This is a genomic window from Peribacillus sp. V2I11 (assembly GCF_030817135.1).
GTDB lineage: Bacteria > Bacillota > Bacilli > Bacillales > DSM-1321 > Peribacillus > Peribacillus simplex.
Genome location: NZ_JAUSYW010000001.1, coordinates 1,603,936 through 1,628,933 on the forward strand (window position 1 = coordinate 1,603,936; position 24,998 = coordinate 1,628,933).

Here is a 24,998-nt window from a genome sequence, read left to right on the forward strand (position 1 = left end):
ATCTTGTGTCATCCATACCTTCTGACTACAATCATTCCATTAAACCAGTAATCACCTTATTTATTAGAATTCAATATATGAAACAAATCTTCCTCAGTAAGCATCGCATCTGGAAAATCACTTTCTATTAAAGAACCTTGGTCAAATTCAGTCCCCTTGATTTCCATGACGACTTTACCAATAGCTTCTATTATTAGGCCCATCTTTTCTTCAGCTAATTTTGAAATTATTTTTATGATTAGTTTTCCGTCCTGGATCAATGCCAGAAAATGTAGTTTCGGTTTATTTTCAAACTCACCAAAGTCCCTGCTATTGGATGTTTCAAATTGAGAGTCCAATCTTCCTAAATAATTAAAAGAAACATGGATATCCGGCTCCTGAATGACCCCAGGGCGTAAATATTTGATAACGCCATAATCAAAACCTTTATTTGGGATTTCCCTTATTGCATTCTTCGTGTTTTTTAAAGTGCTAGCAAACGTTTCATCTGAATGCAGCAATATGGGATACATCGCAGTAAACCAGCCAACGGTTCTAGTAACATCCATTGTTTCGTCCACCATTTCCCTGCCATGCCCTTCTACTTCCATCCAGAAGTTCTTCACTTCAAAAGATTGTTTCAAACTCTTTGCAATTAATGACAACAATACTTCTTCTACAGTCGCTTTTGATTGCCTTGATAATTCCTGGATCAATAATTCAGTTTCTTCTTCACTGAATGATTTCTCCATCGTTCTTTCTTCTTTAGCTATAAAGTCTTCCGCTATCTTAAATCCCGTTATTTCACTTTTTGTTTTTTGTTCCCAATAACGGAGTGTTTCAGGCTCCATCAACGATTCATTGTATTTCTTCAAGAAGTTTGACCAGTCTTTGAATGATGAAGTTTTATAAGCCAGCTTCCCTGTTTGATTGTTTAATGCTTGATCATGGAGAGTATTGAAATCCTCAAGTAAAATTCTCCAGGAAACTGCATCAATCAATAAATGATGGATTACCCAAAAGAAGCGATACTTGTTCGATTGTTCTTTTAAAACAAGCATTTTCATGATCGGTCCATTACTTATGTCCAATGAACCTTGAGACTTACTTTCCCATTCATCTCTCATTTTCATTCGCGTTTCCTCATCTAAATGATGTATATCCTTATAGACTAACTCCCATGTTTTGTGTTCGGAGTCTATATTCCCGATATAGTTATTGTCATGTTTTTTAAATAGGGTTAACAATCCATCATGATGTTCCACGATATGAGATAGAATTTTTTCAATGTCCTCCATTTGAGCACAGGAATCTTTACTAAAAACAATAGACTGGTTCCAATGATTGATGGAAGTAGTGTGCTCTGCAAAGAACCATTCTTGGATGGGGGTCAGTTCCACATTCCCTCTAGTAGCTATAGGTTGAATCACGACCTTATTTTCGGTTTTCGCGATCGCTGCCAGCTCTGCTACCGTTTGATTTTCAAAAATTGATTTTGGACTAATGATTATATTTTCCTGCCTTGCTAGAGAACATATTTGAATGCTCTGAATGGAATCGCCGCCAAGTTCAAAAAAGTTATCCCGGATACTGATGTCATCTAAGCCTAAGACACTCTTAAAAATCTGAAGAAGCACTTTCTCATTGAACGTCTCAGGTTCTTCCAATATATTGCTTCTAGTTACTGGTACCGGAAGAAGCGCTGAATCAATTTTCCCATTTGCATTTAACGGAAATTTGTCCACTTGCATAAAGAATGAAGGAATCATGTAACTTGGTAATCTCTCTTTTAAAAATGCTTTTAAGTGATCGTAATCAACTTGTTGTTTGGATGTGAAATAAGCGATTATTTGTTTATTTAAGTTTGGCTGATCCTGAACCTTAATGAATGAGTCACTAACTTGCGGATACGCATTGAGATTGACCGAAATCTCATCAACTTCCACACGGAAACCCCTTATATTCACTTGATTATCTTTACGTCCCAGGAAAATCAACCCACCATCGCTCGTGAATTTTGCAAGGTCACCGCTACGATACAAACGCTTTCCAGCTTTAAAAGGATGTTGAATGAACTTTTCTTTTGTTAAATCATCATTATTCACATATCCAACAGCTAACCCTTCACCACCAATATATATTTCCCCTGCAGCACCTATTGGTACAAGTCTTTGCTCTGGACTTAATAAATAGACGTCAGTATTCAGGATTGGTTTGCCGATCGATACTTTATTAGTAGTAGTTTCATTGTTTTCAAACGCTTTAAACATTTCAATCGTGGTCCATACTGAATATTCCGTTGGACCATAGGCATTATAAAAATTTATATTTTGATAGCGATCCAGCAAAGCTACTGGACATTCAGATCCGGCTGAACCAGCGAATTTCACATCAGATCCCTCTATATTGAGCTCTTGTAATACTGCTGGCGGCAATACTAGATGCGTTAACTTTTCACTTTTGATTTGATTTTCCAATGCGAATAAATCAAACATTTCCTCCTTATTATTCCCGATATGCAGCTCTGCACCATTTAATAAGCTTCCAAAAATCTCATATATAGAAGCGTCAAAATTAAAAGTGGCAAATTGTAATACCTTTGAGGTCTCATCAAGTTGTAAGTACTTGTTTTGACTTATTATTAAATTCACTACTCCTCTATGAGATAACATGACACCTTTAGGTTTTCCTGTCGTTCCCGAAGTATAGATTATGTAAGCCAGATCGGAAGGTGCGATGTATTCGTTACAGCACTCGGTATCCACGTAATGTACGGATTCAAGATCAATCACTTTAGTTATTTTTTTAATGGCAGGGACCTCAACTTGATTAGTAATGCATATATCCATTTTCGAATCATTGATGATATATTCCAATCTTTCAGCTGGCAGCATAGGATCAAGCGGAATGTATGCACATCCGGCTTTAATGATTCCCAACATGCCAATTACCATATCAATCGATCTGTTTACATGCAGGCCCACCTTATTAGAGCCGTTTTCGATATTATTTCTAACCAATTTCGCAATCACATTTGATCTTTGATCTAATTCCGAATGGGTAATGGTCTTACCATTATCAGCTACGGCCAATTTGTTTGAATGCTTCTTGACGATTCTTGCGAATATGGAGGTGATCGTCTCATTTTGATGTGCATCCGAAACCTCACCTTGCCACTCAAATAACAATTGATTTAGTTGATTGTCATCTAAATACTCCAAATGACAGATGGGTATATCTGCATTTCTGCAAATTTGGAATAACCACTTTTCGAAACTCAACATGAGTCTTTCAATCGTTTCCCGTCTGAAAAGTTCATCGGAATACTCGAATTCCAGGATTAGGTCATGAGAACCCTTTACCTTTATAGTCAGGTCATAATTTGAATAAGGAATGTCGAATTTGTCTTGTTCAAGAGTGAAGAATGAATTGCTAAAGTTCCCATCAAAGCTTTCCTCCATTGCCAAAGCTGTTTGGAACAATGGGGAATGGCTGAGATCCCTTTCTGGATTAATGATTTCTACGATTTTTTCAAATGGAAAAGCCTGATGTTCCAATACATCCAAAATCACTTTACGATTTCGGTTCAATATTTCATGAAATGATTCTGTGGCATCCACGGTTAACTTCAATGGCAGAGTATTGACAAAGCATCCAACTGTCCGGGCAAATTCTTCTTGGCCGCGGTTTGCCACGGTACTCCCGACAATGATTTGATTCTTCCCGGTATACTGACTTAAAAACACTTGATAGGCGGTCATCATAAAAGCATATAAAGTCGTACCATTCTCCCTTAAAATCCTGTCTATCAATACCCGGAGTTCATCCGTTATGGTCATTTCCAGTCTTCCACCTGAGTAAGAAGGTGATTTTGGACGTTGAAAGTCAAATGGAAGTTCTAATGCTTCTTCCTCTTGATCTAAATAACTTTCCCAAAACCTCCTTTGGCTTGGCGTACTTTCCTTGACCCACTCCTTATGCCAGGCAGCATAATCTAAATATTGCATGTCTAGAGTAGGGATATCCCCAACCCTGCCCGTGTGAATTCTTTCATAAACCTCCATTAACTCTTCGAAAAAGGTGACAAACGATACTCCATCAAAAATGATATGGTGAAAATTGCATACTAAATAATGCTTTTCTTCGTCAATTCGAATTAGTTTCATATTAAATAAATGATCATTTTCCAGGTCGAAACATCTTTCCATTTCTTCAGTTAGATGGGAGTTGACCATTATATTACTGATTTCGGGATCTACTTCCCGACAGTCTTCATAAGCAATTATGTTTCTGCTTTTTTTTGATAAGAATTGAAGGATTTGATGTTCTTCACCCTTGAAATTGGTTCGCAAAATTTCATGGCGTTCAATCATGAAATCTAAGGCCTGTTGTAGGTCATCAATCTCCACTACGCCATTTAAAATGAATTTAAATGGCATATTATAGAGCGTTTTCCTTTCATTCAGGCTGTCAAATAGATACATTCGATCTTGATTATGAGAAAGCATCCCTTCACTTTTCCCACGTTTATAAGGCTTATTTACCTCGACTTCCCTCATGTCGAGAAGCATGTCCAGAAAACTTGCCAGCCTCTCTATATTCCATTGACTTGAAATGATTTCCGGTGTTAATTGAATACCAAACTCCCGTTTTATCGAAGTCAAAAACTCATCTTTTTTTTCATTTGTGCTTAGTGATTCATTCATGTCCTCTACTAGTGATATTTTAAAAGGTTCGATAACAATTGAAATCAAGTTTAATAGCCTATCTTCCGTTTCACTGATTATCCTGTTCATAGAAAAAACACCTCAATTCTTTTCCATTCAACTTAACTTATTCATATCGGCCAATTGTTTGATGAGTACAGATAGTTCCTGGATGGTGGATTGTTCGAACATCACTTTTATTGGTAATCTCACTCCCATGTTATTCTTCACCATTTGAATAAATTGCATGGCTAAAAGGGAATTCCCGCCTAAGTCAAAGAAGTTGGAATCTGCACCTATTGTTTCTTGTTCTAAAATCTCTTTCCAAAATCCAATAAGCTTTTCCTCAATTAACCTTTCCTTTACCGCAATTGTTGTCTCCATATATTTCCCCTCATTTCACTTTCATTTTTTCTAACATTTCGCCCAAGATTTGATTAAATATAGAAATGACTGATGACCTTAACTTTTGATTGACCGCTGCCTCATTAAACTTAATTTGAACACTTGAACCAGGGGTGATGATAATGACGATTGGATAATGGGTCGTTTCCCTTCCTTCTTTCAGACTCACATTGATTTCAACATTATTAGCTAATAGCATGGGATAGTTTTCAAAAGCATATAATGATTCAAACAAATGATTTTCCAAATTAGCCCACTCATAAATCTCTGATAATGGTGTATTCTCGTAAGAACTTAATTCCAAAAATTCGTTTTGAACTTCATCCAGTATTTCCAGGTAGGTCTTTTCTTGGCTTATATGCTTTATAAACGGCACAGTATTGATAAATGGACCAACCATAGCCTCAATATTTTGAACAGGGATATTCCTGCCGGATGTCACTACGCCGCAACACACATTTTCCGTACCTTTTACTTCTTTTAATGTGGCTAGCCAAATGGTTAGAAAGAAAGTATTCATGGTAATCTTGTATTCCTGACAGAATCGTTGAATGGAATCACTCAATTCCTCATCCAATACTTTCAAGTAGCTACTCTCCATGTACCCCTCACCTTCCGACACTCCCGTTAAACTAGATCCAGAATTGCGAGCACCTTCCAATTTCCTTACCCAATAGTCCCGCAGCTCCTTATTACTCGTATAATCTTTCATATATTCAACATACTTTTTAAATGGAGCACTCACGGATGATGATGGTGTTATTGAATGATAAGAATCAAAAATGTCATTAATCACCATCGAATAACTCCAGCCATCCATAATAATATGATGGAATGTCCATATTAATTGATATTCATTTTCCGCAAGCTTAACGATCATGAAGCGATTCAACCTATTGTTCTCGATATCTATGATCTTATATTGATCTGCCAACAACTTTTCCAACTTCCCTTGATGATCGATTATTTCTTCATATTCAATCTCGGTATCCATGGAACTCATTAACAGTTGGTAGAATACCCCTTTTCTGCTTGAATATAATTTGGTTTTTAAAATGTCATGTTTCCCTGCAGTTGTCACAATGGCATTCTTTAATTTCCCGACGTCCAGAAAACCTTTAATATCAAAAATGAGCTGCACTTTATACTGGCTGCTTTCACTATCAAACAAGCTATGGTACAACATCCCTTTTTGCAAAGCCGTCAATTCATAAATATCAACAATTCCTGTTTCTTTGTGCAGTAGCTGGTTAAGTTCCTCTTCAGGCATATCCACCAATGGGAAGTCTTCCGGATGGTACATCTGTTTTCCCAATTTCGTTTCTTCTTCCAATGTCCGTAACAATTCCGGCAAATTGTGTTGAATATATTTTTCGAAATCTTCTCTTACGAAATGTCTGTTATAGTTTATTTTTATAGTTTGCTCCTCATTCACTACAAGCAATTCGATATCGACTTCATGTTCGGTATAGGAATTGTGTTGAATATCTTGTTCACTAAAAAAGATGACCTCTTTTGCAGCCAATTCATTGTTTTGGTGAAATCTACCTAAATTATTAAAACTGATGATCGGCCGATTTCGTTTCATATGTGTCTCGCCACATAATTCGGTTATGATTCCATACTCAATCCCTTTATTAGGCAGTGTCCTTACCTTTTTCTTTGTACCTTGAATCGTGTTCGAAATGGATTCTTTATTTTCTATATAAACCGGGCACATGGTCGTAAACCATCCTACTGTCCTGGACAGATCGACACCTGCAAATAATTCTTCGCGACCATGTCCCTCCAAAGTAAAATGAATATATTTTTTATTAAAATATTTCCCGATTAGCGTTGCGAAAATAGATAAGTATATTTCATCGATAGATGCTTTATAAGCTTTTGTCATTTCATTATAGATTTTGTTTGTAATCTCTTTATTCAGCTTCATTTCAAATGATTTTCCATCGTAAACATTCCCTGTTTTGACTAGGGCGTTTTCATATATTGTGTCGTGTTCATTCAGCCAGTACTCTTTAATGCCTAAAGGAATGCTATTTTTATATTCATTTAGGTTATTCGCCCATTCCTTATATGATGTCGTTTTATTATCCAGATTTAGTTCTTGATTGTTTATATCTTGAATATATAGCCGGTCAAAATCTTCGATCAAGATTCTCCAGGAAACCCCATCAACAAGTAAATGATGTATGATCCAAATGATTACATGCTCGTTTTGGCCTGTATGGATGCATACTATTTTCATCAGTGGTCCGTTTGAAATGTTTATGCCCTGTTGTGCACCGATCCTGAGTCTAGCTATTTCCCGTTCCTGTTTGTCCTTATTCATGTTTGATAGATTTACGTAATTCAAAGTCCAATTTTCAGTCGGGTCGATATGCTTTTCCACTTGCGAAAATGATTCTTCTCTATTGAACCTTGATCTAAGCCCATCATGATGTTTAACGATATGGGCCATGATTCTTTGCAGCCGCTTCTCATTCAATTGCGGGTAGCCCTTTAACGTTACAGATTGATTCCAATGATTATAATTATTTATTTGTTGAGTGAAAAACCAACTTTGAATAGGTGTAAATGGTGCCTTTCCAAAAACATCAGACTGATTTATCGTTAAATCGCCCGTCAATTCCACAACCTGTGCCAGCTCTTCGATACTTTGTTTTTCAAAGATGTTTTTTGAAGTAATGAAAAGATTTTCTTTCTTCGCAAGTGAACAAATTTGGATGCTTAGGATGGAGTCTCCTCCACATTCGAAAAAGTTATCGTGGATGGTTATTTCCTGCTTATTCAGTACCTCTTTCCATATCTTTAACAATTTTTGTTCCGTTTCATTTATGACACTTTTACTGTTAGCTCCTTCCGAGTTCGTTTTTGTATCCGGTAGGCTTTTCGTATCCACTTTGCCGTTAACGGTTAGCGGAAATGACTCCATTTTAATGAAATAAGAAGGAATCATATAATGGGGAAGATGATTCTTCATATAATCCCGGATATCATTTTCTTCAAGGTCATTGTCGGTGATATAATAAGCAATGATGAATTTCTTCGATTTAGACTCATCTTTTATAGTAATCAAGCAATCCTTTATACCCGTGCATTTATTTAGAACTGCACTGACCTCTCCAAGTTCGATACGATATCCCCGGATTTTCACTTGGTCATCAGCTCTACCTGCAAATAGTAGATTTCCATCCTCGGTATACTTAACTAAATCTCCAGTTTTATATAGCTTCCTTGATGGATTGAACGGATTTGGAATAAAGCTTTCATCGTTTTTCTCCGGATTATTTATATATCCTCTTGCAATCCCATTCCCGCCGATATACAGCTCGCCTATTTGACCTTTAGGAGTAGGCTTCATCCTGGAATTGAACACGTATGCTTCTGCATTCAAGATTGGCTTTCCGATCGGGATCACTGTATCATCACTTGGAAGTACCTTATATGCTGTCGAAACGACAGTGCCCTCCGTTGGCCCATAATTATTATATAAATCAAAACTCAAACGGTCGGGTATCGTTTTTAAACGATCTCCCCCTGTCAAAATAGCTCTGATCGATTCTGGAAATTTCATATCGTTGATAAATAATTGCTCGAGCAGTCCCGTTGAAAAAAACGCGAGTGTGACCTTCTCCTTTTCTAACTTCTCCGAAAGGATTTCTACATCCAATAAATCATAGTAATCCAGTATCAAGAGTTTATTCCCATTCGTCAGGTAAGGGAATATCTCCCAAACGGAAGCGTCAAAAGATGTATTCGAAACTAGTACTGCTGCATCTTTTTCATCGACAGAATAATAATTGATATGCCAATTACAGAGGTTAGCCAATCCTCCATGTTCAATCATGACCCCTTTAGGTTTTCCCGTTGTTCCTGAAGTGTAGATGATATAGGCCAGATCACGTTCCGATATCTTTCTTGAATCGAATTCTACACACTCAATTTCTCGTTCTTTTAGTATGTCTTCGATACATATTAGGTTTCCTTCATCACCGGGATACTTTGAAAGTCCTTCTTCATTACATAAACAATATGTGATTTGAGCATCCTCAATCATATGTTTCAGCCGTGACTCTGGTTGTGATGGGTCCAAAGGCACATATGCCGCCCCAACTTTCATAATGGCTAAAATAGCGGTAACCATATTGATCGATCGATCCATGAAAATCCCAATTCTATCCTCTACATCTACATGGTTCCGGAATAATCGTTGTGCCACCTGATTTGCCCGGGCATTCAACTCGCTATACGTCACCTGATCTTCTCCATGAACAATGGCAACATCATTGAAATTTGTACTTACTTTATTCTCAAACCTAGTTATTACATCTTCAAAACGATGATCTTCCACTTCTTGATTTACATTGCCTGTACCCATTTCGATTATTGATCGTAACTGTGCAGGCTCCAAGTAGGTAATGTCCTTTATCCGCTTGCCTTCCTGGGTTGTAATCTCTTGCAGCCAATACTGAAAATTACTAGCCATTCTTTGAATCGTCGTTTTATTAAATAATGATTTGTTGAATTCAAACGAAATGACTAATTCATCCTCATCCATTTCTTCTGCCTGAACAACCAGATCAAATTTAGCTTTAAAGGTATTGATTTTTTTCGGTTTTAACTTGAAATTTCTATATGCCAGCTTTTCTTTTTGGTTATTTTGCAGGACAAATACTGTATCGAACAATGGCGTATTTTCCATGGTTCTTTCTACCGATAAATATTTCAAAATTTCCTTAGTAGGTAAATTTTGATGGTCAAAAACACCTGCAATATTTTTTATATTTTTTCGCAAAATCTCTTCAAATGAATCTTCCTGAGATACATTTAATTTAAAGGGCAAGGTGTTGACGAAATATCCTACCAATTGTTCAGTATCCACATGGTTTCTCTTCGCCAAAGGACTCCCGACGACTACTTCCTCTTCATCAAAATAAACCGATAAAAAGGTTTGATAGGCGGTAAGTAAACTCATGAACAAAGTCGACTTCGTTTTTTTATGAAGTTTTTCCAGGTTGTTTTGAATTTCTTTAGGTAACAAAAAGCTGATAATATCGGAAGTGCTTTTACCTTCTCCGGTTTTTTGATGATCATATTGTAATAAGGATTTTTGCCGTAATGCAGGTATTTCATTACTCCAGAACTCATTATCCTTACTACTTACATAATTTGGTGAGTTTTTTTGCCATAAAGCATAATCTCCATATTGGATGGATTGGTTACCCCTATCATTTCGTTCGCCATTCTCGATTTCCTGATAAATGGCAAACCAATCATTGATCATTAATGGAATCGACCAACCATCAAAAATAATATGGTGGATATTACATAATAATTGATATTCACATTCATTTGTCTTCACTAACGCAGTTGATAAGAGGGGACCATTTCCTAAATCAAATTGCCGTTCCGTTTCTTCCTTCACCAAGTGATTTATTTTTTCTTCCTGCATGTCTAAAGGAATATCCGAAACATCGAAATAGTTAATATAATGATGAATCGACTCATCGAAAGCCAAGATGCCCATTCCAGCTTCTTCTCTAATGACACTTTTTAAAATTTGATGTTTATTGCATAGATTATCTAAAGAAAGTTCCAGATTCCCTTCATTCACTTCACCTGATATTTCATACGAAAAAACTATGTTATATAACGATTTGTCTATATTGGTTTGGTGAATGAACCACAGATTTTCTTGTTCATATGTTAAAGGGTATGTATTTCTGGCATTTATATTGATAGGAATATAATCTTGCTTTTCCTCTTCTTTTTGACGAGTTTCAATCACTTGGGCTAATTCCATAATCGTATCGTTATCCAATAAAACTGAAGGAGCAATTTTAATTTGAAATTGCTTTTTTATATTGACAATTAATCTCATTATCGATAATGAGTTCATTCCACTTTCAAGTAGAGACTGATTATTTTTTATAACCCCATTGCCTATGATGCTAACCACCAATTCTCTTACTTTTTCACTTATCGTTTCATTTACTGGACTCTTGATATTCGATGGAGCTTCACAGTCTTTTATGATGAATTTTAGTAATAATGATTTATCCAGTTTTCCATTTACAGTTAGGGGGATGTTGTCCACCTTGATAAAAAAGCTTGGTATCATATAGGCTGGCAATGAGCTTTTTACACTTTCCCTCAAATAATCAGCAGCTAATTCTTCATCAGCAACATAGTATAAAAATAAATGCATATCATCATTAAACGCTTTATCCATTGTTGCAACTGCATTCTTGATGTTTTTCAAATCATTATACGAGCTCTCTATTTCCCCTAATTCAATCCTGAAACCTCTTAACTGCACTTGCTCATCATTCCTCGAGATATATTGCAGATCACCATCATCCAACAGTTTCACTACATCCCCTGACTTATAGTAGCGGACATTATCAATATCCGTAAATTTCATCTTATTCATCATGGGATTTTTATAGTAGCCTAGCGATACACCTTTTCCTGAAACGTATAACTCGCCCTCTTCATCTCCAGTTACTTCTTCTCCATTTTCATTCATCACTTTGAACCCAAGATGAGGCAAGACTTTTCCGATATTGGTAATTCCTTTTTCCACATCATTCTTAGCGATTTCTTTATAAGTCACATGAACGGTGGTTTCAGTTATTCCATACATATTTATTAACTTTGGCAGCCTGCTATTTTCGGGAGAAAACCACTGCGTCAATTTCTTGAAGTTTAATGCTTCCCCTCCAAAAATAATGTATTTTAAACTTAATTCATTTTGACGATTTATGAGCTCACCACTCACCTCGAAGAAAGCGCTTGGTGTACAATTAAAAACGGTTGTTTGTGTACTTATCAATAATTCAACAAAGGATATTGGATTTCTGCTTTCCTCAAATGAAACCACTACAACTTCTCCGCCATAAATCCATGCCCCCCACATCTCCCATACGGAGAAATCAAATGCGTAGGAATGGAAAAATGTCCATTTATCTTTATTATTAAACTCGAACAAATCATCGCAGCCTAAAAACAAGTTCATTACATTTTCATGTGAAACACAAACTCCTTTAGGCTTTCCTGTAGAGCCCGATGTGAAAATGATATAGGCTGGATCCTCTGGGTCAATTAAGGTATGTAAATTCTCACATGTCATATCTTTTGAATTCTCTATCACTTCATCAATGGATACATAATTACAATCAATGTCGTTAATTCGGCTTTTATCCCCAATTAATAACTTCAATTCTGAATTCTTTATTATATGCTTTACTCTTTCATCAGGACTTTTAGGGTCGATAGGTACATAGGTAACACCCAATTTAAGGAGTGCTATGATTAAAAATAAAACATGCTCGGATTTTTCAATATAGATTCCGACATTGTCTACTTTATTTACCCCTTTGTCCTTTATGTACATCGCCATTTTATTTGCCAAGATATTCGTTTCTTTATATGTAAATTGCATATCCTTATTTCTTACTGCAATATTGTCTCCATATTCCCTAACACTTTCTTCAAATAAATTCGCTAAAGAATTCATATTCATCATTTTCCCCCATTATTTTAAATATGTGCCTGATGCAACTGTCAACATATGAAAAACTAAAGAAATTAAAGCTATTACAATCGTTATGATCCATGCATTTCTTCTCTTAATGAGCGCTAATTTTTCCAGACTATAACTGAATAGAATTAAACTGATAATGTAAAACAATTCAAACTCAGCCATGAATGTGTGAAGGATGGAGTTTTTATCATGCACCAGTAAGGATAAACTAGTAAATGTCGTTTCCTTGCTCTTAACCAATAATGCGATGATTGCATTAACACCAGATCCAACCACGATGCATATCCCTGCATTTATGACAGCTTGGCAAATCCTTTTTATATTTACCGGCCTTTCCTTTAAAACTAAAAATAATAGGCACACAATTAATATTTGAATGAGAAATGTAACCAATAATCCTAGAGCCCCCATTACAATTGTGTTAATGGCAAAACTCATGGCTCCGATCTCTGAAATGGACATGCCATTTAATACATTCATCCCTTTTTGATCTGCAGAATATAACAAAAGCGTCGTTTCGATACCTGCAATTAAACTGAGTATCAATAACGAAATTATTAATTTATGAACTCTATCCTCTTTTTTAAAAAGATATTGTACTAATTTGTTATTGTTTTTATATTCAGCATTTGCTTCCATTTTTAATTCCATTGGTATTCCCCCTCAATTATTTTCGTAGAATTTATTGGAAAGGTAACACTTCTTATTTCTTCGTTCACGAGTACAACCGTTGATTTATATTGGGAAAAATTTTTATAGAAAAGTGAGATGTTATCATGATCCATATCCACCTTGGAAATCTCATAGATTTCAAGTGGAGAGGTCAATCCTGTTTTTAGTATCTTTGATAGACTTTCTTTTGCACTAAAGAAAATTTCTTTACTTAGAACACCATCACTTTCCTTAATCATTTTTTTCTCGGATTCCGTTAAATAGGTCTCCAAAAATTCAGAATCAGATTTCGTTTTAGTCTCGATATCGATTCCCATTGGATGCAGTTGATCAAAAATCAATATTCCGAATGTTTTATCCGTATGTGTGATGGATATACCCATGTTCATTAATAAGAACAAATTAGCAACAATAACCGGCTGTCCAAAGACTCCTTTCAACAGGGATACATTCTTTATTTCATCCAAGCCTATATCTAAAAACTCCATAATTGCTTTTTTTCCACAGTACAAACTTTTCTTTGCTTCGATGGTTCTTTTGGGTCCATTTTGCAAATTAAGATAACTCCATTCTTTTTCGTTGAAAATATCATCAACATAGTCCAAATTGACTGAATCCGCTGCATAAAATTTGATGTAAGATTTATAAATTTTTTTCTTATTCATAAAATATTCAATCAATTATAATTTCCCTCCCCTCTTTTTTTTCAAATCCCACAATTTTAACCCATTTTTTTCCTCAAAAATTTCTTTTTTTAAACAATTATTTCATTTTCTAGGTTAATTATTACCTATTATCATTATCGATAACACTTTATCACAACAATTTTGCCGAGTCCATTAAAAATTTGTAAATTATCTACATTACATAATGACTTTACCAATTTTCATCATGTTTCCTCTTTAGTAGTATTTTCATAGGACTTATCGTGTGAAATTCGGTCTGAAAAACTTCACTTTAAAAAGTGCACATGAAAAGAATAAATTTTCCAATTAAAAAACCATATTTTATTTTTCACTATAATTTGTGAAAAATAAAATATGGCTTTAATACTGTTCAATCATTTTGGTTGTTTCGTAAAAATGTGCATTGCCTTTTTTAATATCTCATTCTCTTCCTGTAAATCTCTAATTATTTTATCCTTTTCCTCTTTCAGACTGAGCCCTGAAAAACCATTACTGAAGTCTGTCGATCCCTCTACATTTGTTTCTTTATAGATATTGATCCAATTTCTTAATGTAGGTATGGAGATATTAAGTTCTTCGGCCAATTCTCTAGGTTTTCTGCCTTCTTCCAATACTAATCGAGCAGCATAAATTTTAAAATCTTTATCATGGTGTTTCCCCATAATAAGACACTCCTTTTTTAAATTTATTTAGTGCCGATTTTCTGTACTTCCTTTATCAAACGGAAATATTTTTCTACTATAAAGACTCTCATAAATAGAGTTTCAATCTATTAATCAAAATGTAATTGATCGCTATTGCGATCATTAAAATTATGAGAGCTCCCATCAGGGGTTGGACACTGGACCAAACCAAGCCAAAATGAATGGCTGTTACCATGATTAATAATGGCAATCCATAAAGCAGGCTTATTAATACATTGGGATTTGATTTAATGGCAGCAGATGGGTTCTCCCATTCTATACTAGGATTTTTCATATCATATAATGGTGTTAGAAGATTATAGCAAACCACTAAACAAGAAGTAATTAATAACATGATTGCATTTTCCATTTCCCAATAGCCAAATAGTGCAAATATCAAAAAGCTGATCACTACAGCAATAATACTGATTATTGATGAAAATATCACTTTAGAAAAATAAACATATTTTTCATCAAAAGGGACACTTTTCAGTAAATAGTGATATTTCCCTTCTCTTGAATATGGGGTTCCGCTTATATTATTTATACAACACAAGAAAAGGACTGAATATGAAAAGTATTTATCAAAGACTCCCTCTTTCGTTATATTCAAATAATTCGGGAACACTTCATTCTGAATCAACAATAACATGACAATTGAAAAGATCGGCGGCAATAAAAGACCTAATGCGATTTGCATCTTAAAATATGCTTCAGACTTAATGATCCATATCTCTCTTTGTAAATAGTTACTCCATTGATTTTTGGATATATTAACCTTTGAGTTTTTCACATTCGTTTTGTTATTTCCCAATAACCCGTTTTTGAAATAATTAACAGAAATGTTTTCTATAATAAATGAATACAATAGGAAACCAATTACTAGTATCGAAATATAAATAATAAAAAATTGAACGGTTATTTCATTTGATACAAAAGCATCCAGTATCCACTTAATCACTGGAATCATATTTGCGGTTTCAAACATATGTCTCATTATGAATTCCAACCAGTTTTTTAGCCCTTCAATAGAATTCAAATCTATTTCCGAGATGGCCTTTGATATGGCAATCGATGATTTTCCAGCAAAATATACAATGGAAATAATCGCAAGCATGAGGATGACAGCAATGTTCACCATTAAGTATGCTACTTTATTTTTGAATCTATAATAATACCTATTAATGCACGATAGGATAAAAAGCAGGAGCAAAGCCGTTAAACCATTGACAATCGGTAAAAATATAAATAATTTAAACGCTTCCATAAACTTTAGATCGACTATCAAGAAGCCTATTGTTGGCACCTGGATTACCATTGATAAGATGATGGGGACCCATAAGCTACTTAACACCTTAGCCCTTGATATTTCTTTATAGGTGAGTGGCAGCGGCGCCAAAACTTTAAATTCATAATACGCAAATATTTGTGATGTGGACAAATAGCAAACCAATGCAAAGACGAGAATGCTAGAAATCGTTACATTATAAAACAGGAAGACCTCGGTATCTCCAAGAAAATAAACAAAGGCGTTTACGACAGTCAGCTGCAAAAACATATAAAAAACCGCTATTATCAGTACAGCCTGCAACATTGTCTGCTTGGGCATTTTATAGAAGGAAGTAATGAAAAATCTAGTTAACTGAAGTTTTTCCTTCATATACCTGAGCCTCCATAAAGGTAGATTCTAATGAACTTTCACCTATTATATTTTGTATTTCATCATGCAGGATGATTTTCCCCTCTTTTAAAATAGCCACTGTATTACAAATTTTCTCTGCCACATCCAGCAGATGCGTCGAGAAAAACACTGTACCGCCCGTTTCAACATATTGTTTGATTAACCCCTTAAAAACTAAAACGGCGTTTGGATCTAATCCATTTAACGGTTCATCCATAATGATGATCGGGGGATTAATGGTAAAAGCCGCTATCAGGGATACCTTATGCATCATTCCATAAGAATAACTTCCCATTGGCTTTTTAATGGACTCCTGCATCCCAAACCGATTGATATATTTCCCCAAGCGTTCTTTGTCATCATTTCCATATAGGTTCATCAAGAAACGAATCCAATCAAATCCCGAAACATTGTTAAAAACATTGATAGTATCAGGGATGAAGAAAAATTGTTTTTTATATGCTATTCCGTCTTCTTTGGTCTGGCCGTTTATTTCAACCTTTCCATTTTCAGAATCTAAAATGCCCGTAATAATGTTCAGCGTCGTGGTTTTCCCTGCACCGTTTGCCCCTATAAAACCTAAGATTTCCCCTTTTTTGATTTCTAGATTTACACCATTCAAAATCTTCTTGGCCGAGTAGCTTTTCTCTAAATCTGTGATGCTTAACAAAGTTATCATCCTCCCATCACTTCATGATTAACACATTTCCATCCCCAACTTACTCGTTATTGAATTTCTTTTTTAAAATCCATATGTTCGTTACCAATATCGTTACTGCCGTTAACGCAAGTGCCGCCATTGCACCCCAAATCGCCTGTGAATTGACTGTACCTAAAATCAGTACTTCCATGGCATGTTTACTCATGCTTGCCGGATTCACATTGTCTATAACCGGACTTAACCCAACTATGATCCTGCAGCCGAGGAGAAATACTATCGAAATTAATGCAATAATACCCTGACTATTAAAAATGGTACTGATCATCGTCGTGAATGAAACGATAAATAGGATCCACAGCAGATAGAACAGCAAAGCCACTATTAAATCCGAAAAATCAACACTCGTAAACAAAAAAACTACATACAGATATGAAACCAAATATCCCAATGCTACACTGCAGGCAACAAACAGATAATTGGAAATGATTTTCCCGCCTATATAAGATCCAACCGTCACGGGCCTTGTAAGAATGAAAGCCAGCATACCATTCGCTTTATCGGATTGTACGACTCCCATCATGGAAACGATGATGATCATGACCCCTAGCTGATCAAATTGAGATCCTAAGGTACTAGCAAGAACTTCGCCGCCTTTTTGGGCAGCCATGCTTGGATCGATGGTGATTCCTTGGCCCCCGCCCAGCGCCTCTAATATTGAAGGTAAATAATAGCTTACGACTGGTTGAGTTATTCCTAAAAATATAAATACAAGCGGCAGCCAAATCACTTTATATTCACGTACCATCTGAACAAATTCCTTTTTAGCTAAAACGGCAAAATTATTCATTTTTCCACCACCAATTTTAAGAATATCTCTTCCAATGTATCGTTATCTATTTCGAACCTTACAAGATCAACATTATGCTCCAAAGCATTCGCCAGTAACATATTCTTGTTTGACTCAATATTTTCCACTTCTATCTTCAATTTATTCCCCATTACCTCTACACCTTTGACAAAGTTCAAGCTTTTAACGTCTTCAATCCATTTTTGACTTTTAGAGATTATGTCGACATTGATTTTATTTCCGCTATTCCTGTTTAATAATTCCGACATTGTTGTGTCCTCAATTTTTTTACCACTTTTTATAATGACAAACCTCTCACATATTTCTTCTGCATCGCTTAATATATGCGTGGATAATAAAATTGTCGTATCTTGCTTTATCTCTTTTATGATGTTTAACACTTCTCTCCGGCCGATTGGATCCAATGCAGAAACCGGTTCATCCATGACAATCAATGCTGGTTTATGTAACAGCGCCTGTGCAATTCCAAGCCTTTGTTTCATTCCGCCTGAAAAAGTCCGCACCTTGGAATTCTCTTCCCCGCTCAACCCCACTTTCGACAATATCTCTGGAATGCCGCTTACTAATTCGTCTCCCTTGATACCTGAGAGCTGACCCATGAAAGTGAGGGTTTCTTTGGCAGTCATCCATTGAAAGAAGTTTGGGTATTGTGGTAAATAGCCTATTTCCTTTTTCATTTTTGAAATTTTCTTACCATCAAGCAATACTTCTCCCATACTTGGATCTATAATATCTGCAATCACTTTTATCAGTGTCGATTTACCAGCCCCATTTGGCCCTATCAAACCAACACATTCCCCTGATTGCAGTTCCATTGAAAAATTATTGACCGCTGTTTTTTCTTTGAATTTTTTTGTAACATTTTTAATCTCTAATTTCATATTCTCTCACTGTCCTTTCTACCAATAACGAAGTACAGAATTGGACCGATAGTATTTGCAAAAATAATGATAAGTGTCCACAATAAAACATTTTTCCTCGTCTTTCGATTTCTGTATAAATCAATTAATGCTATAAGGACTAAAATCATTCCAATAGCAATTACCGGTAAAATAATCGGCAGAATAGACATGAAATCAATATCTTTCAATTCGTTCCATCCATAATGCAATTCCATATATACCACTCCTTTGAAAACGAAATATTATTATCATTATCGATAATGATAACATCTAAATTGGAATTTTGCACCTATTTTTTTCTTTAATAAAATATTGTTTTAGTTTTTATTGTTATTTATAATGATAATATTATCATAATGAATAATAATAAAAATATAGTGATATTTTTATTAAGTTTTACATAAAGAAATTAATTTCTTAAAATTAAAATTATTTAAAAAGGCTTATTATTTACTTCGAAAACATATTTCGGTAATATTATTTTTCGAACCGTGTCATTTTTATTAAATGAAAATGATTCAAACATTACAATATATGACGAATTAACCTTATTATTCATGACCAACATTAAAATTGATTAAAAATTATCCAGTTATAATTTCCAATGTGAGGAGAATAAGATGATTAATAAAGCTGAAATTCTAATGCACCCTGTACGAATAAAGATTTCCCAAGCTTTAATGAGAAACAGGGAAAATGGTTTAACACCATTAGAAATGTTAAAAGTCATTAAAGATGTGCCCCAAGCAACATTATATAGACATATACAGGTTTTGTTGGATTCAGGGGTCATTCGTATTGCAAAAGAGAAAAAAGTGAGATCCGTATCCGAAAAATACTATGTTTTAAATGAAGAAGAAGCGCGACTTAGCGGGGAAGAATGGAAAAAATCTTCTAATGAGAAAAAGGTGAACTATTTTTCTTATTATCAATTATCGCTTATGACTCAATATCAAAACTATCTTACTAAATTAGAAGAAAAAGACTGCGCGGAAGATGGTTCAACCTTTTCCCTTTTAGAACTAAAGCTTGATGATGAAAGCTTTATTAACTTCCAAAATGAATTGAACGATTTAATGTTAAAATACTACAAAGCTACGAATCAAAGTGCCAAACAAGACTCTCCTATTCGAACAATCGGCGTTACAATTATTCCAGAATCATAAAAATGAAAAGGCTGTTCCAAAACCATGCACTCAAGAACCATGAATACTATAGAAAAAACGGTTAGGAAACATATCTATATATTCACCAACCAATCAGGTTGCAGTCTCCGTTTTGAAACAGCCCTTCATAATGGAAGAAACTCCAAAATGGGCTTACCACCCACTTTTGGACAGGTCAGAAAGTGATATACCCGCTGTCAGCAGCTCCCCAATGCTTCCTTGATACTGTTGTATACTTCGTCCCACAGGTGTTTTTCTTCAGCAAAAGCCGCAGTTATCTTTTTAATAACTGCTTTTTGCTCTGCCTCGAAACGTTCATCATCCTTGGCCGGCAGGTCAGACCTTAACTCCATTACGTACTCTTGTACCTTTGGTGCACGAGGTCCCCAAACAGCTTTTTCTTCACCATTCTTATCAATGAATATAAAAATGGGAATCGAACGCGCTGTTCCATTCGTTAAGTATTGATCCATCAGTTCAAGATTTTGATCTCGTAAAACCATGCGAGTTTCAATATTTGCCGCTTCAGATATATTCAGCAGTATTGGAATGTTCATCATTGCGTCTCCGCACCAGTCTTCAGTAATGACAATGGCTCGAAGTTCCTTCGTCTTTAGTTCATCAAAAAAACCTTGGTCCTCTGCAGAAATGGAAAAACCCTCCTGAATCGATTGTAAGTTTTCTTTATGAACTTTCATCGAAAATACAAATTCTTTAGCAGGAATCCCCTTTTCAAACCATTCATTCAGTGTCGTCATACTATTTCTCCTAACTATTTTTAAATTAAAAGTACCATAAACCCCTTATTATTTCATTGTTTCCACCCTGAAAAATAAAATGACAAATTGGTAAATTAAAACCATGTTTTTCTTTCCCTTGTAAAGAGAAAACTCTAATTACATTCAATAGCTTACTAACTACCTATTTTATATTCATTAAAACATTGTTTTCTAGTTTAGGAGATGAAATTTTGTGGAAGGTTTTCTCTTTGCGCCCCTCCCTGCTTTGACTTGGGGCAGCTTAGTGCTTGTTTCCGAAAAACTCGGAGGTAACTCTTATAATCAAACACTTGGCATTACAATCGGTTCATTAATGTTTGCCATCATGATGTCTTTCATCAATCCGCCGGAATGGAGCAGTCTAGTTTGGATTGTCGGCATCATTTCCGGGATAGGCTGGGCATTCGGGCAGTTATTTCAATTCAATAGCGTCAAGGAAATCGGTGTATCGAAAACCGTTCCAATTTCAACAGGATTGCAAATTCTAGGAAATACATTTTTTGCGGTAATCATTTTCAAGGAATGGAATGACAAGATGACAATCATAATCGGCATTGTGGCAATAATCTGTTTGATTACAGGTGTCTTGCTGACGAGCTATGGCGATGGTGATAACAAAAAAGAAGAAAGCATGAAAAAAAGGGTTTTTTACCTTTCCATTTCAACGGTGGGTTATGTTACATATGTCATTATTGTCAGATGGAATGAAGTTGATGGATGGTCGGCGATCCTGCCGCAAGCAATTGGCATGTTCCTGGCTGCCCTGCTCCTATCCATCAAACATAAACCGTTTAATAAATATGCCGGAAGAAATGTTTTAACCGGAATGATGTGGGCAGTCGGTAATATCGGCCTCCTGCTCGCTAATCCAAAAGTGGGCGTTGCCATCGCATTTTCATTTTCCCAAATGGGAATCGTCATTTCCACTTTAGGCGGCATCTTTCTTTTAGGGGAGAAAAAATCCAAAAGCAAATGGCCTTCGTCATCATCGGGTGTGTACTCGTAATTGCTGGCGGAATCATGATCGGCTTTACAAAAGAATAGTCAAAGGAGAGATAAATGATGTATGACGATTTAGAGAAAAAAGTGGTAGTGATCACTGGGGCGGCAAAAGGGTTAGGAAAAGCCATGGCCGAAAGGTTCGGTAAAGAAAAAGCACATGTCGTATTAAATTATCACACTGAAAATGGCGACCATAAGGAAATCATCAAAACGATTGAAGCTTCAGGCGGGAAAGCCACAGCCATTCAAGGCGACTTCCAAAGGAAGCGGATGTGAAGAAATTGCTGTCATTCGCTGTGGACACCTTTGGTACAATCGACATCATGATCAACAATGCAGGTATTGAAAATGAAGTGCCCAGCGAAAAATTGACTCTGGAAGATTGGCAGAAAGTCATCGATGTAAATCTAACGGGGATGTTCCTGGCAAGCAGGGAAGCAATCAGTTATATGCTCGATCATGGTATTAAGGGCAATATCATTAACATGTCTTCCGTTCATGATCGGATACCTTGGCCTCATTTTGTCCACTATGCAGCAGGTAAGGGCGGAATCAAGATGATGACTGAAACTCTTGCACTTGAATATGCTCCTATGGGATTCGCATTAATAATATTTCACCTGGGGCAATCGACACACCCATCAATGCCGAAAAGTTCAACGATCCAAAAGCTAAACAAGAAGTCATCGACCTGATACCGATGGGATACATCGGAAAACCGGAACAGATTGCTGCTTGTGCAGCTTGGCTGGCCTCCGCCGAATCGAGCTACGTAACGGGAATGACCTTATACGCTGATGGCGGAATGACCAAATATCCAGGATTCCAAGCAGGAAAAGGCTGAACTTAACTTAGCTTATTAGCAAGAAACACTTATGTGTATGTATAGGAGAAAAGAACTTGAGGGACTGGGGATTTCTCCTTAGTCTCTCTTTTCTTTGTCCTCACCATATATATGACCTTATTTGAATGGATTTTAATGAAAATGCGAGATATCCCTTATTCCAAATAATTTGCTATTATTTCATTAGCAAAGCGATTTTTTGGATTCTTTAATCCAAGGTGATCACGGAGAGTGTCTCCTTCATAGTCCAAACGGAACAAACCCCTCTCCTGTAAAATTGGAACAACCTTCTCGACGAAATCCTCTAAGTCGCCTGGTAACAGTGGAAATTGAAGCATAAAGCCATCTGCAGCTTTTTCAGTAAACCATACCTCCATTTCATCAGCTACTTGAGTTGGTGTACCGACAAATCTATCTCGTCTGGCAGGACTGAAAAATCTCGCATATAATTCACCCACTTTTATGTCTTCTTCACCAATAATTTTCTTCATTTCATTAAAGTTACTTTGTATGCTATTTACTAATGGAAATTCGACATCCTTCGCTAGTGTATCTAAAGAATATTTTGAAAAATCCACGTTGCCCATATAACCCGAAACGAATTTCAAACTCTCATAAGGGTCGACGAGACTTTGGAGTTTATTGTATTTTTGAATGGCTATTTCCTCGGTTTCTCCGATAATAGGCGAAATGCCGTGAAGGATGTGGAGCTCTTCCACGCTTCTTCCAAAATCCATTAAAGACGATTTTAATTCTTGATAATATCGTTTGGATTCTTCAATGTTATCCCAATGTGTGAAAACGACTTCGGCTGTTCGAGCGGCTAATCGCTGCCCTGGTATAGACGCACCCGCTTGAATGATAACCGGCTGCCCCTGCGCCGAACGTGCAATATTCAACGGACCTTTTACCGAAAAATAGTTGCCTTTATACCGAAGCTCATGCACTTTATCAGGATCAAAAAATTGTCCCCGTTTCTTTGTTATGCACAAACGCATCATCTTCCCACGAATCCCATAATCCTTGGACAACGTCGATGAACTCCTCCGCTCGTTCATAACGATGATCGTGTGCCCAATGTTTATCACGACTGAAATTCAAGGCCGTCTCTCCGGTCGCATCAGCTGTAGTAACAACATTCCATCCCACCCGTCCGCCGCTTATATGGTCAACAGAAGCAAATTGGCGAGCGAGTACATATGGTTCACTATACGTTGTAGAAGCTGTCGCCCCAACGCCGATTTTTTCTGTCGCTGCAGCTAATGCTGTAATTAGTACAATCGGATCAAATCGATTAAGTATTTGAGGATGCGATTCATGATTAATGGCCAAACTATCTGCCACAAAGGCAAGGTCAAATTTCCCTTTTTCCGCAATTTTTGAGAGTCTTTGCAAAGCTTTCACATCAATACTTGCATTCGGATTTGATGCCGGATGCCGCCACGACGCAACATGCATACCTGTTCCAATCAGATAAGCAGCTAACTTCATCTTTCTGTCTTGAGCCATTCTAATCTCTCCTTCCTTCCTTATTTATTAGAATATATCTCCTTATAACTGCTTAATTCTTTCAAGGTAATGAATGTTGGAATATAGTTTCCATTGTAAGTTTCTTCAATAAATTTAGCCGTTTTCTCTGATTGATAGAGATCAACTAATTTTCGGTAAATTTCATTGTCTTGATCTTCACTCCTAGCCGCTATGATATTAATATAAGGCTTTGCAGTACTACTTTCATAAATAAGAGCATCTTTTAAATTTAGTCCCGCTTCTACCGCAACTCCATTATTAATCACCGAACCAGCTGTATCTTCCATCACACGTGGGGCACTGGCACCATCGACAGGAACAATTTTGATTTTCTTCGGATTTTCCTTTATTTTGTCCTGTCCACCATTCCCGTCAAAGTCATCCACAACCTCTAAGAGTTTTGCTTCTTGTAATAGCAATAAAGCTCTTCCCCAGTTAGCTTGGTCATTGGGCACAGCAATTTGTGCACCATTTGGGATCTCTTCCACCGATTTATATTTGCTTGAATACAAACCGAGAGGAGCAATAATTGTAGTCCCAATTGGAACGATGTCTGTATTATTTTTCGCATTAAATGAATCTAAATAGGCAACATGTTGAAAGGCGTTGATATCAATATCCCCTTCTGCCAGCGCTTCGTTCGGATCATAAGCCGATGAGAAATTAACAATTTCAATTTCCACCCCTTCTTTTTCAGCCTGTTCCTTTAAAAATTCCCATGTTCGAAGTTCAGAATTTCTAATCCCTACCTTCACTTTCGTTTGTTTCCCTCCTGCATTCGTTGAATCACTTGAGCAACCTGCCAATAACACCCCCAAGATAAGCAGTATAGGTAAAATACACTTTTTCATCATTCATTCCACTCTCCCTCTGTACACTACCGCC

General features: G+C 36.2%; 14 protein-coding genes and 3 pseudogenes. 3 read left to right on the top strand and 14 right to left on the bottom strand.

All coding sequences use genetic code 11. The annotated features are described in order from the left end of the window. Window positions 1-56: 56 nt before the first annotated feature. The 11 genes from QFZ73_RS07760 to QFZ73_RS07810 form a co-directional block, all read right to left on the bottom strand. Window positions 57-4,775 (bottom strand): non-ribosomal peptide synthetase, encoded by a 4,719-nt coding sequence (locus QFZ73_RS07760; RefSeq protein WP_307264923.1) that lies wholly within the window; start codon window positions 4,773-4,775, stop codon window positions 57-59. 27 nt (window positions 4,776-4,802) lie between these two features. Continuing rightward, window positions 4,803-5,069: a phosphopantetheine-binding protein gene (locus QFZ73_RS07765; protein ID WP_251435583.1), complete on the bottom strand. Its 267-nt coding sequence runs from the start codon at window positions 5,067-5,069 to the stop codon at window positions 4,803-4,805. A 10-nt stretch (window positions 5,070-5,079) separates the two neighbouring features. After that, window positions 5,080-12,618: a non-ribosomal peptide synthetase gene (locus QFZ73_RS07770; protein ID WP_307264928.1), complete on the bottom strand. Its 7,539-nt coding sequence runs from the start codon at window positions 12,616-12,618 to the stop codon at window positions 5,080-5,082. Between the two features lie 12 nt (window positions 12,619-12,630). Further along, window positions 12,631-13,290 carry a hypothetical protein gene (locus QFZ73_RS07775; protein WP_251435578.1) on the bottom strand — a complete coding sequence of 220 codons (660 nt, stop codon included), beginning with the start codon at window positions 13,288-13,290 and terminating at the stop codon, window positions 12,631-12,633. Continuing rightward, on the bottom strand, window positions 13,281-13,991 hold the full coding sequence (locus QFZ73_RS07780; protein ID WP_307264934.1) for a 4'-phosphopantetheinyl transferase family protein: 711 nt from the start codon (window positions 13,989-13,991) through the stop codon (window positions 13,281-13,283). Before QFZ73_RS07780 ends, QFZ73_RS07775 begins: the two co-directional genes overlap by 10 nt. Before the next feature lie 380 nt (window positions 13,992-14,371). After that, window positions 14,372-14,659: a transposase gene (locus QFZ73_RS07785; RefSeq protein ID WP_251435572.1), complete on the bottom strand. Its 288-nt coding sequence runs from the start codon at window positions 14,657-14,659 to the stop codon at window positions 14,372-14,374. An 88-nt stretch (window positions 14,660-14,747) separates the two neighbouring features. Further along, entirely contained in the window at window positions 14,748-16,340 is a 1,593-nt protein-coding gene (locus QFZ73_RS07790; protein WP_307264937.1) for a hypothetical protein, read from the bottom strand. After that, window positions 16,315-17,031 carry an ABC transporter ATP-binding protein gene (locus tag QFZ73_RS07795; protein WP_307264940.1) on the bottom strand — a complete coding sequence of 239 codons (717 nt, stop codon included), beginning with the start codon at window positions 17,029-17,031 and terminating at the stop codon, window positions 16,315-16,317. Before QFZ73_RS07795 ends, QFZ73_RS07790 begins: the two co-directional genes overlap by 26 nt. Before the next feature lie 49 nt (window positions 17,032-17,080). Next, window positions 17,081-17,869 (bottom strand): ABC transporter permease, encoded by a 789-nt coding sequence (locus QFZ73_RS07800; RefSeq protein ID WP_307264944.1) that lies wholly within the window; start codon window positions 17,867-17,869, stop codon window positions 17,081-17,083. Continuing rightward, a complete protein-coding gene (locus QFZ73_RS07805) occupies window positions 17,866-18,771 on the bottom strand; it encodes an ABC transporter ATP-binding protein (RefSeq protein WP_307264947.1) in 906 nt (301 codons plus the stop codon). Before QFZ73_RS07805 ends, QFZ73_RS07800 begins: the two co-directional genes overlap by 4 nt. After that, the gene (locus QFZ73_RS07810; RefSeq protein ID WP_034305547.1) at window positions 18,768-19,007 is read right to left on the bottom strand and encodes a PLD nuclease N-terminal domain-containing protein; all 240 of its coding nucleotides are present in this window, start codon (window positions 19,005-19,007) and stop codon (window positions 18,768-18,770) included. Before QFZ73_RS07810 ends, QFZ73_RS07805 begins: the two co-directional genes overlap by 4 nt. Before the next feature lie 405 nt (window positions 19,008-19,412). On the opposite strand from QFZ73_RS07810, the gene QFZ73_RS07815 reads away from it, so the two are divergent. After that, the gene (locus QFZ73_RS07815) at window positions 19,413-19,958 is read left to right on the top strand and encodes a helix-turn-helix domain-containing protein (RefSeq protein WP_251435558.1); all 546 of its coding nucleotides are present in this window, start codon (window positions 19,413-19,415) and stop codon (window positions 19,956-19,958) included. A gap of 197 nt (window positions 19,959-20,155) precedes the next feature. On the opposite strand, the gene QFZ73_RS07820 is transcribed toward QFZ73_RS07815, so the two are convergent. Beyond that, entirely contained in the window at window positions 20,156-20,716 is a 561-nt protein-coding gene (locus tag QFZ73_RS07820; protein WP_307264959.1) for a thioredoxin family protein, read from the bottom strand. Window positions 20,717-20,930: 214 nt separating this feature from the next. On the opposite strand from QFZ73_RS07820, the pseudogene QFZ73_RS07825 reads away from it, so the two are divergent. Both QFZ73_RS07825 and QFZ73_RS07830 read left to right on the top strand, forming a co-directional pair. After that, window positions 20,931-21,781: pseudogene (locus QFZ73_RS07825) on the top strand (GRP family sugar transporter). Between the two features lie 18 nt (window positions 21,782-21,799). Beyond that, window positions 21,800-22,583, top strand: a pseudogene (locus QFZ73_RS07830) (glucose-1-dehydrogenase). A 155-nt stretch (window positions 22,584-22,738) separates the two neighbouring features. Here QFZ73_RS07830 and QFZ73_RS07835 read toward each other — a convergent pair. Beyond that, window positions 22,739-24,092 (bottom strand): annotated as a pseudogene (locus QFZ73_RS07835) (LLM class flavin-dependent oxidoreductase). Window positions 24,093-24,112: 20 nt separating this feature from the next. Beyond that, window positions 24,113-24,964, bottom strand: coding sequence for a MetQ/NlpA family ABC transporter substrate-binding protein (locus QFZ73_RS07840; protein WP_307272675.1), 852 nt, complete (start codon window positions 24,962-24,964; stop codon window positions 24,113-24,115). Window positions 24,965-24,998: the final 34 nt, after the last annotated feature.

Excerpts from the sequence above, each read along its gene's own strand:
- QFZ73_RS07770 (WP_307264928.1), bottom strand. The coding sequence starts at position 12,618 with ATGAATATGAATTCTTTAGCGAATTTATTTGAAGAAAGTGTTAGGGAA.
- QFZ73_RS07760 (WP_307264923.1), bottom strand. The coding sequence starts at position 4,775 with ATGAACAGGATAATCAGTGAAACGGAAGATAGGCTATTAAACTTGATT.
- QFZ73_RS07810 (WP_034305547.1), bottom strand. The coding sequence starts at position 19,007 with ATGGAATTGCATTATGGATGGAACGAATTGAAAGATATTGATTTCATG.
- QFZ73_RS07785 (WP_251435572.1), bottom strand. The coding sequence starts at position 14,659 with ATGGGGAAACACCATGATAAAGATTTTAAAATTTATGCTGCTCGATTA.
- QFZ73_RS07765 (WP_251435583.1), bottom strand. The coding sequence starts at position 5,069 with ATGGAGACAACAATTGCGGTAAAGGAAAGGTTAATTGAGGAAAAGCTT.
- QFZ73_RS07815 (WP_251435558.1), top strand. The coding sequence starts at position 19,413 with ATGATTAATAAAGCTGAAATTCTAATGCACCCTGTACGAATAAAGATT.
- QFZ73_RS07800 (WP_307264944.1), bottom strand. The coding sequence starts at position 17,869 with ATGAATAATTTTGCCGTTTTAGCTAAAAAGGAATTTGTTCAGATGGTA.
- QFZ73_RS07775 (WP_251435578.1), bottom strand. The coding sequence starts at position 13,290 with ATGGAATTAAAAATGGAAGCAAATGCTGAATATAAAAACAATAACAAA.
- QFZ73_RS07840 (WP_307272675.1), bottom strand. The coding sequence starts at position 24,964 with ATGAAAAAGTGTATTTTACCTATACTGCTTATCTTGGGGGTGTTATTG.
- QFZ73_RS07805 (WP_307264947.1), bottom strand. The coding sequence starts at position 18,771 with ATGAAATTAGAGATTAAAAATGTTACAAAAAAATTCAAAGAAAAAACA.
- QFZ73_RS07820 (WP_307264959.1), bottom strand. The coding sequence starts at position 20,716 with ATGACGACACTGAATGAATGGTTTGAAAAGGGGATTCCTGCTAAAGAA.
- QFZ73_RS07790 (WP_307264937.1), bottom strand. The coding sequence starts at position 16,340 with ATGAAGGAAAAACTTCAGTTAACTAGATTTTTCATTACTTCCTTCTAT.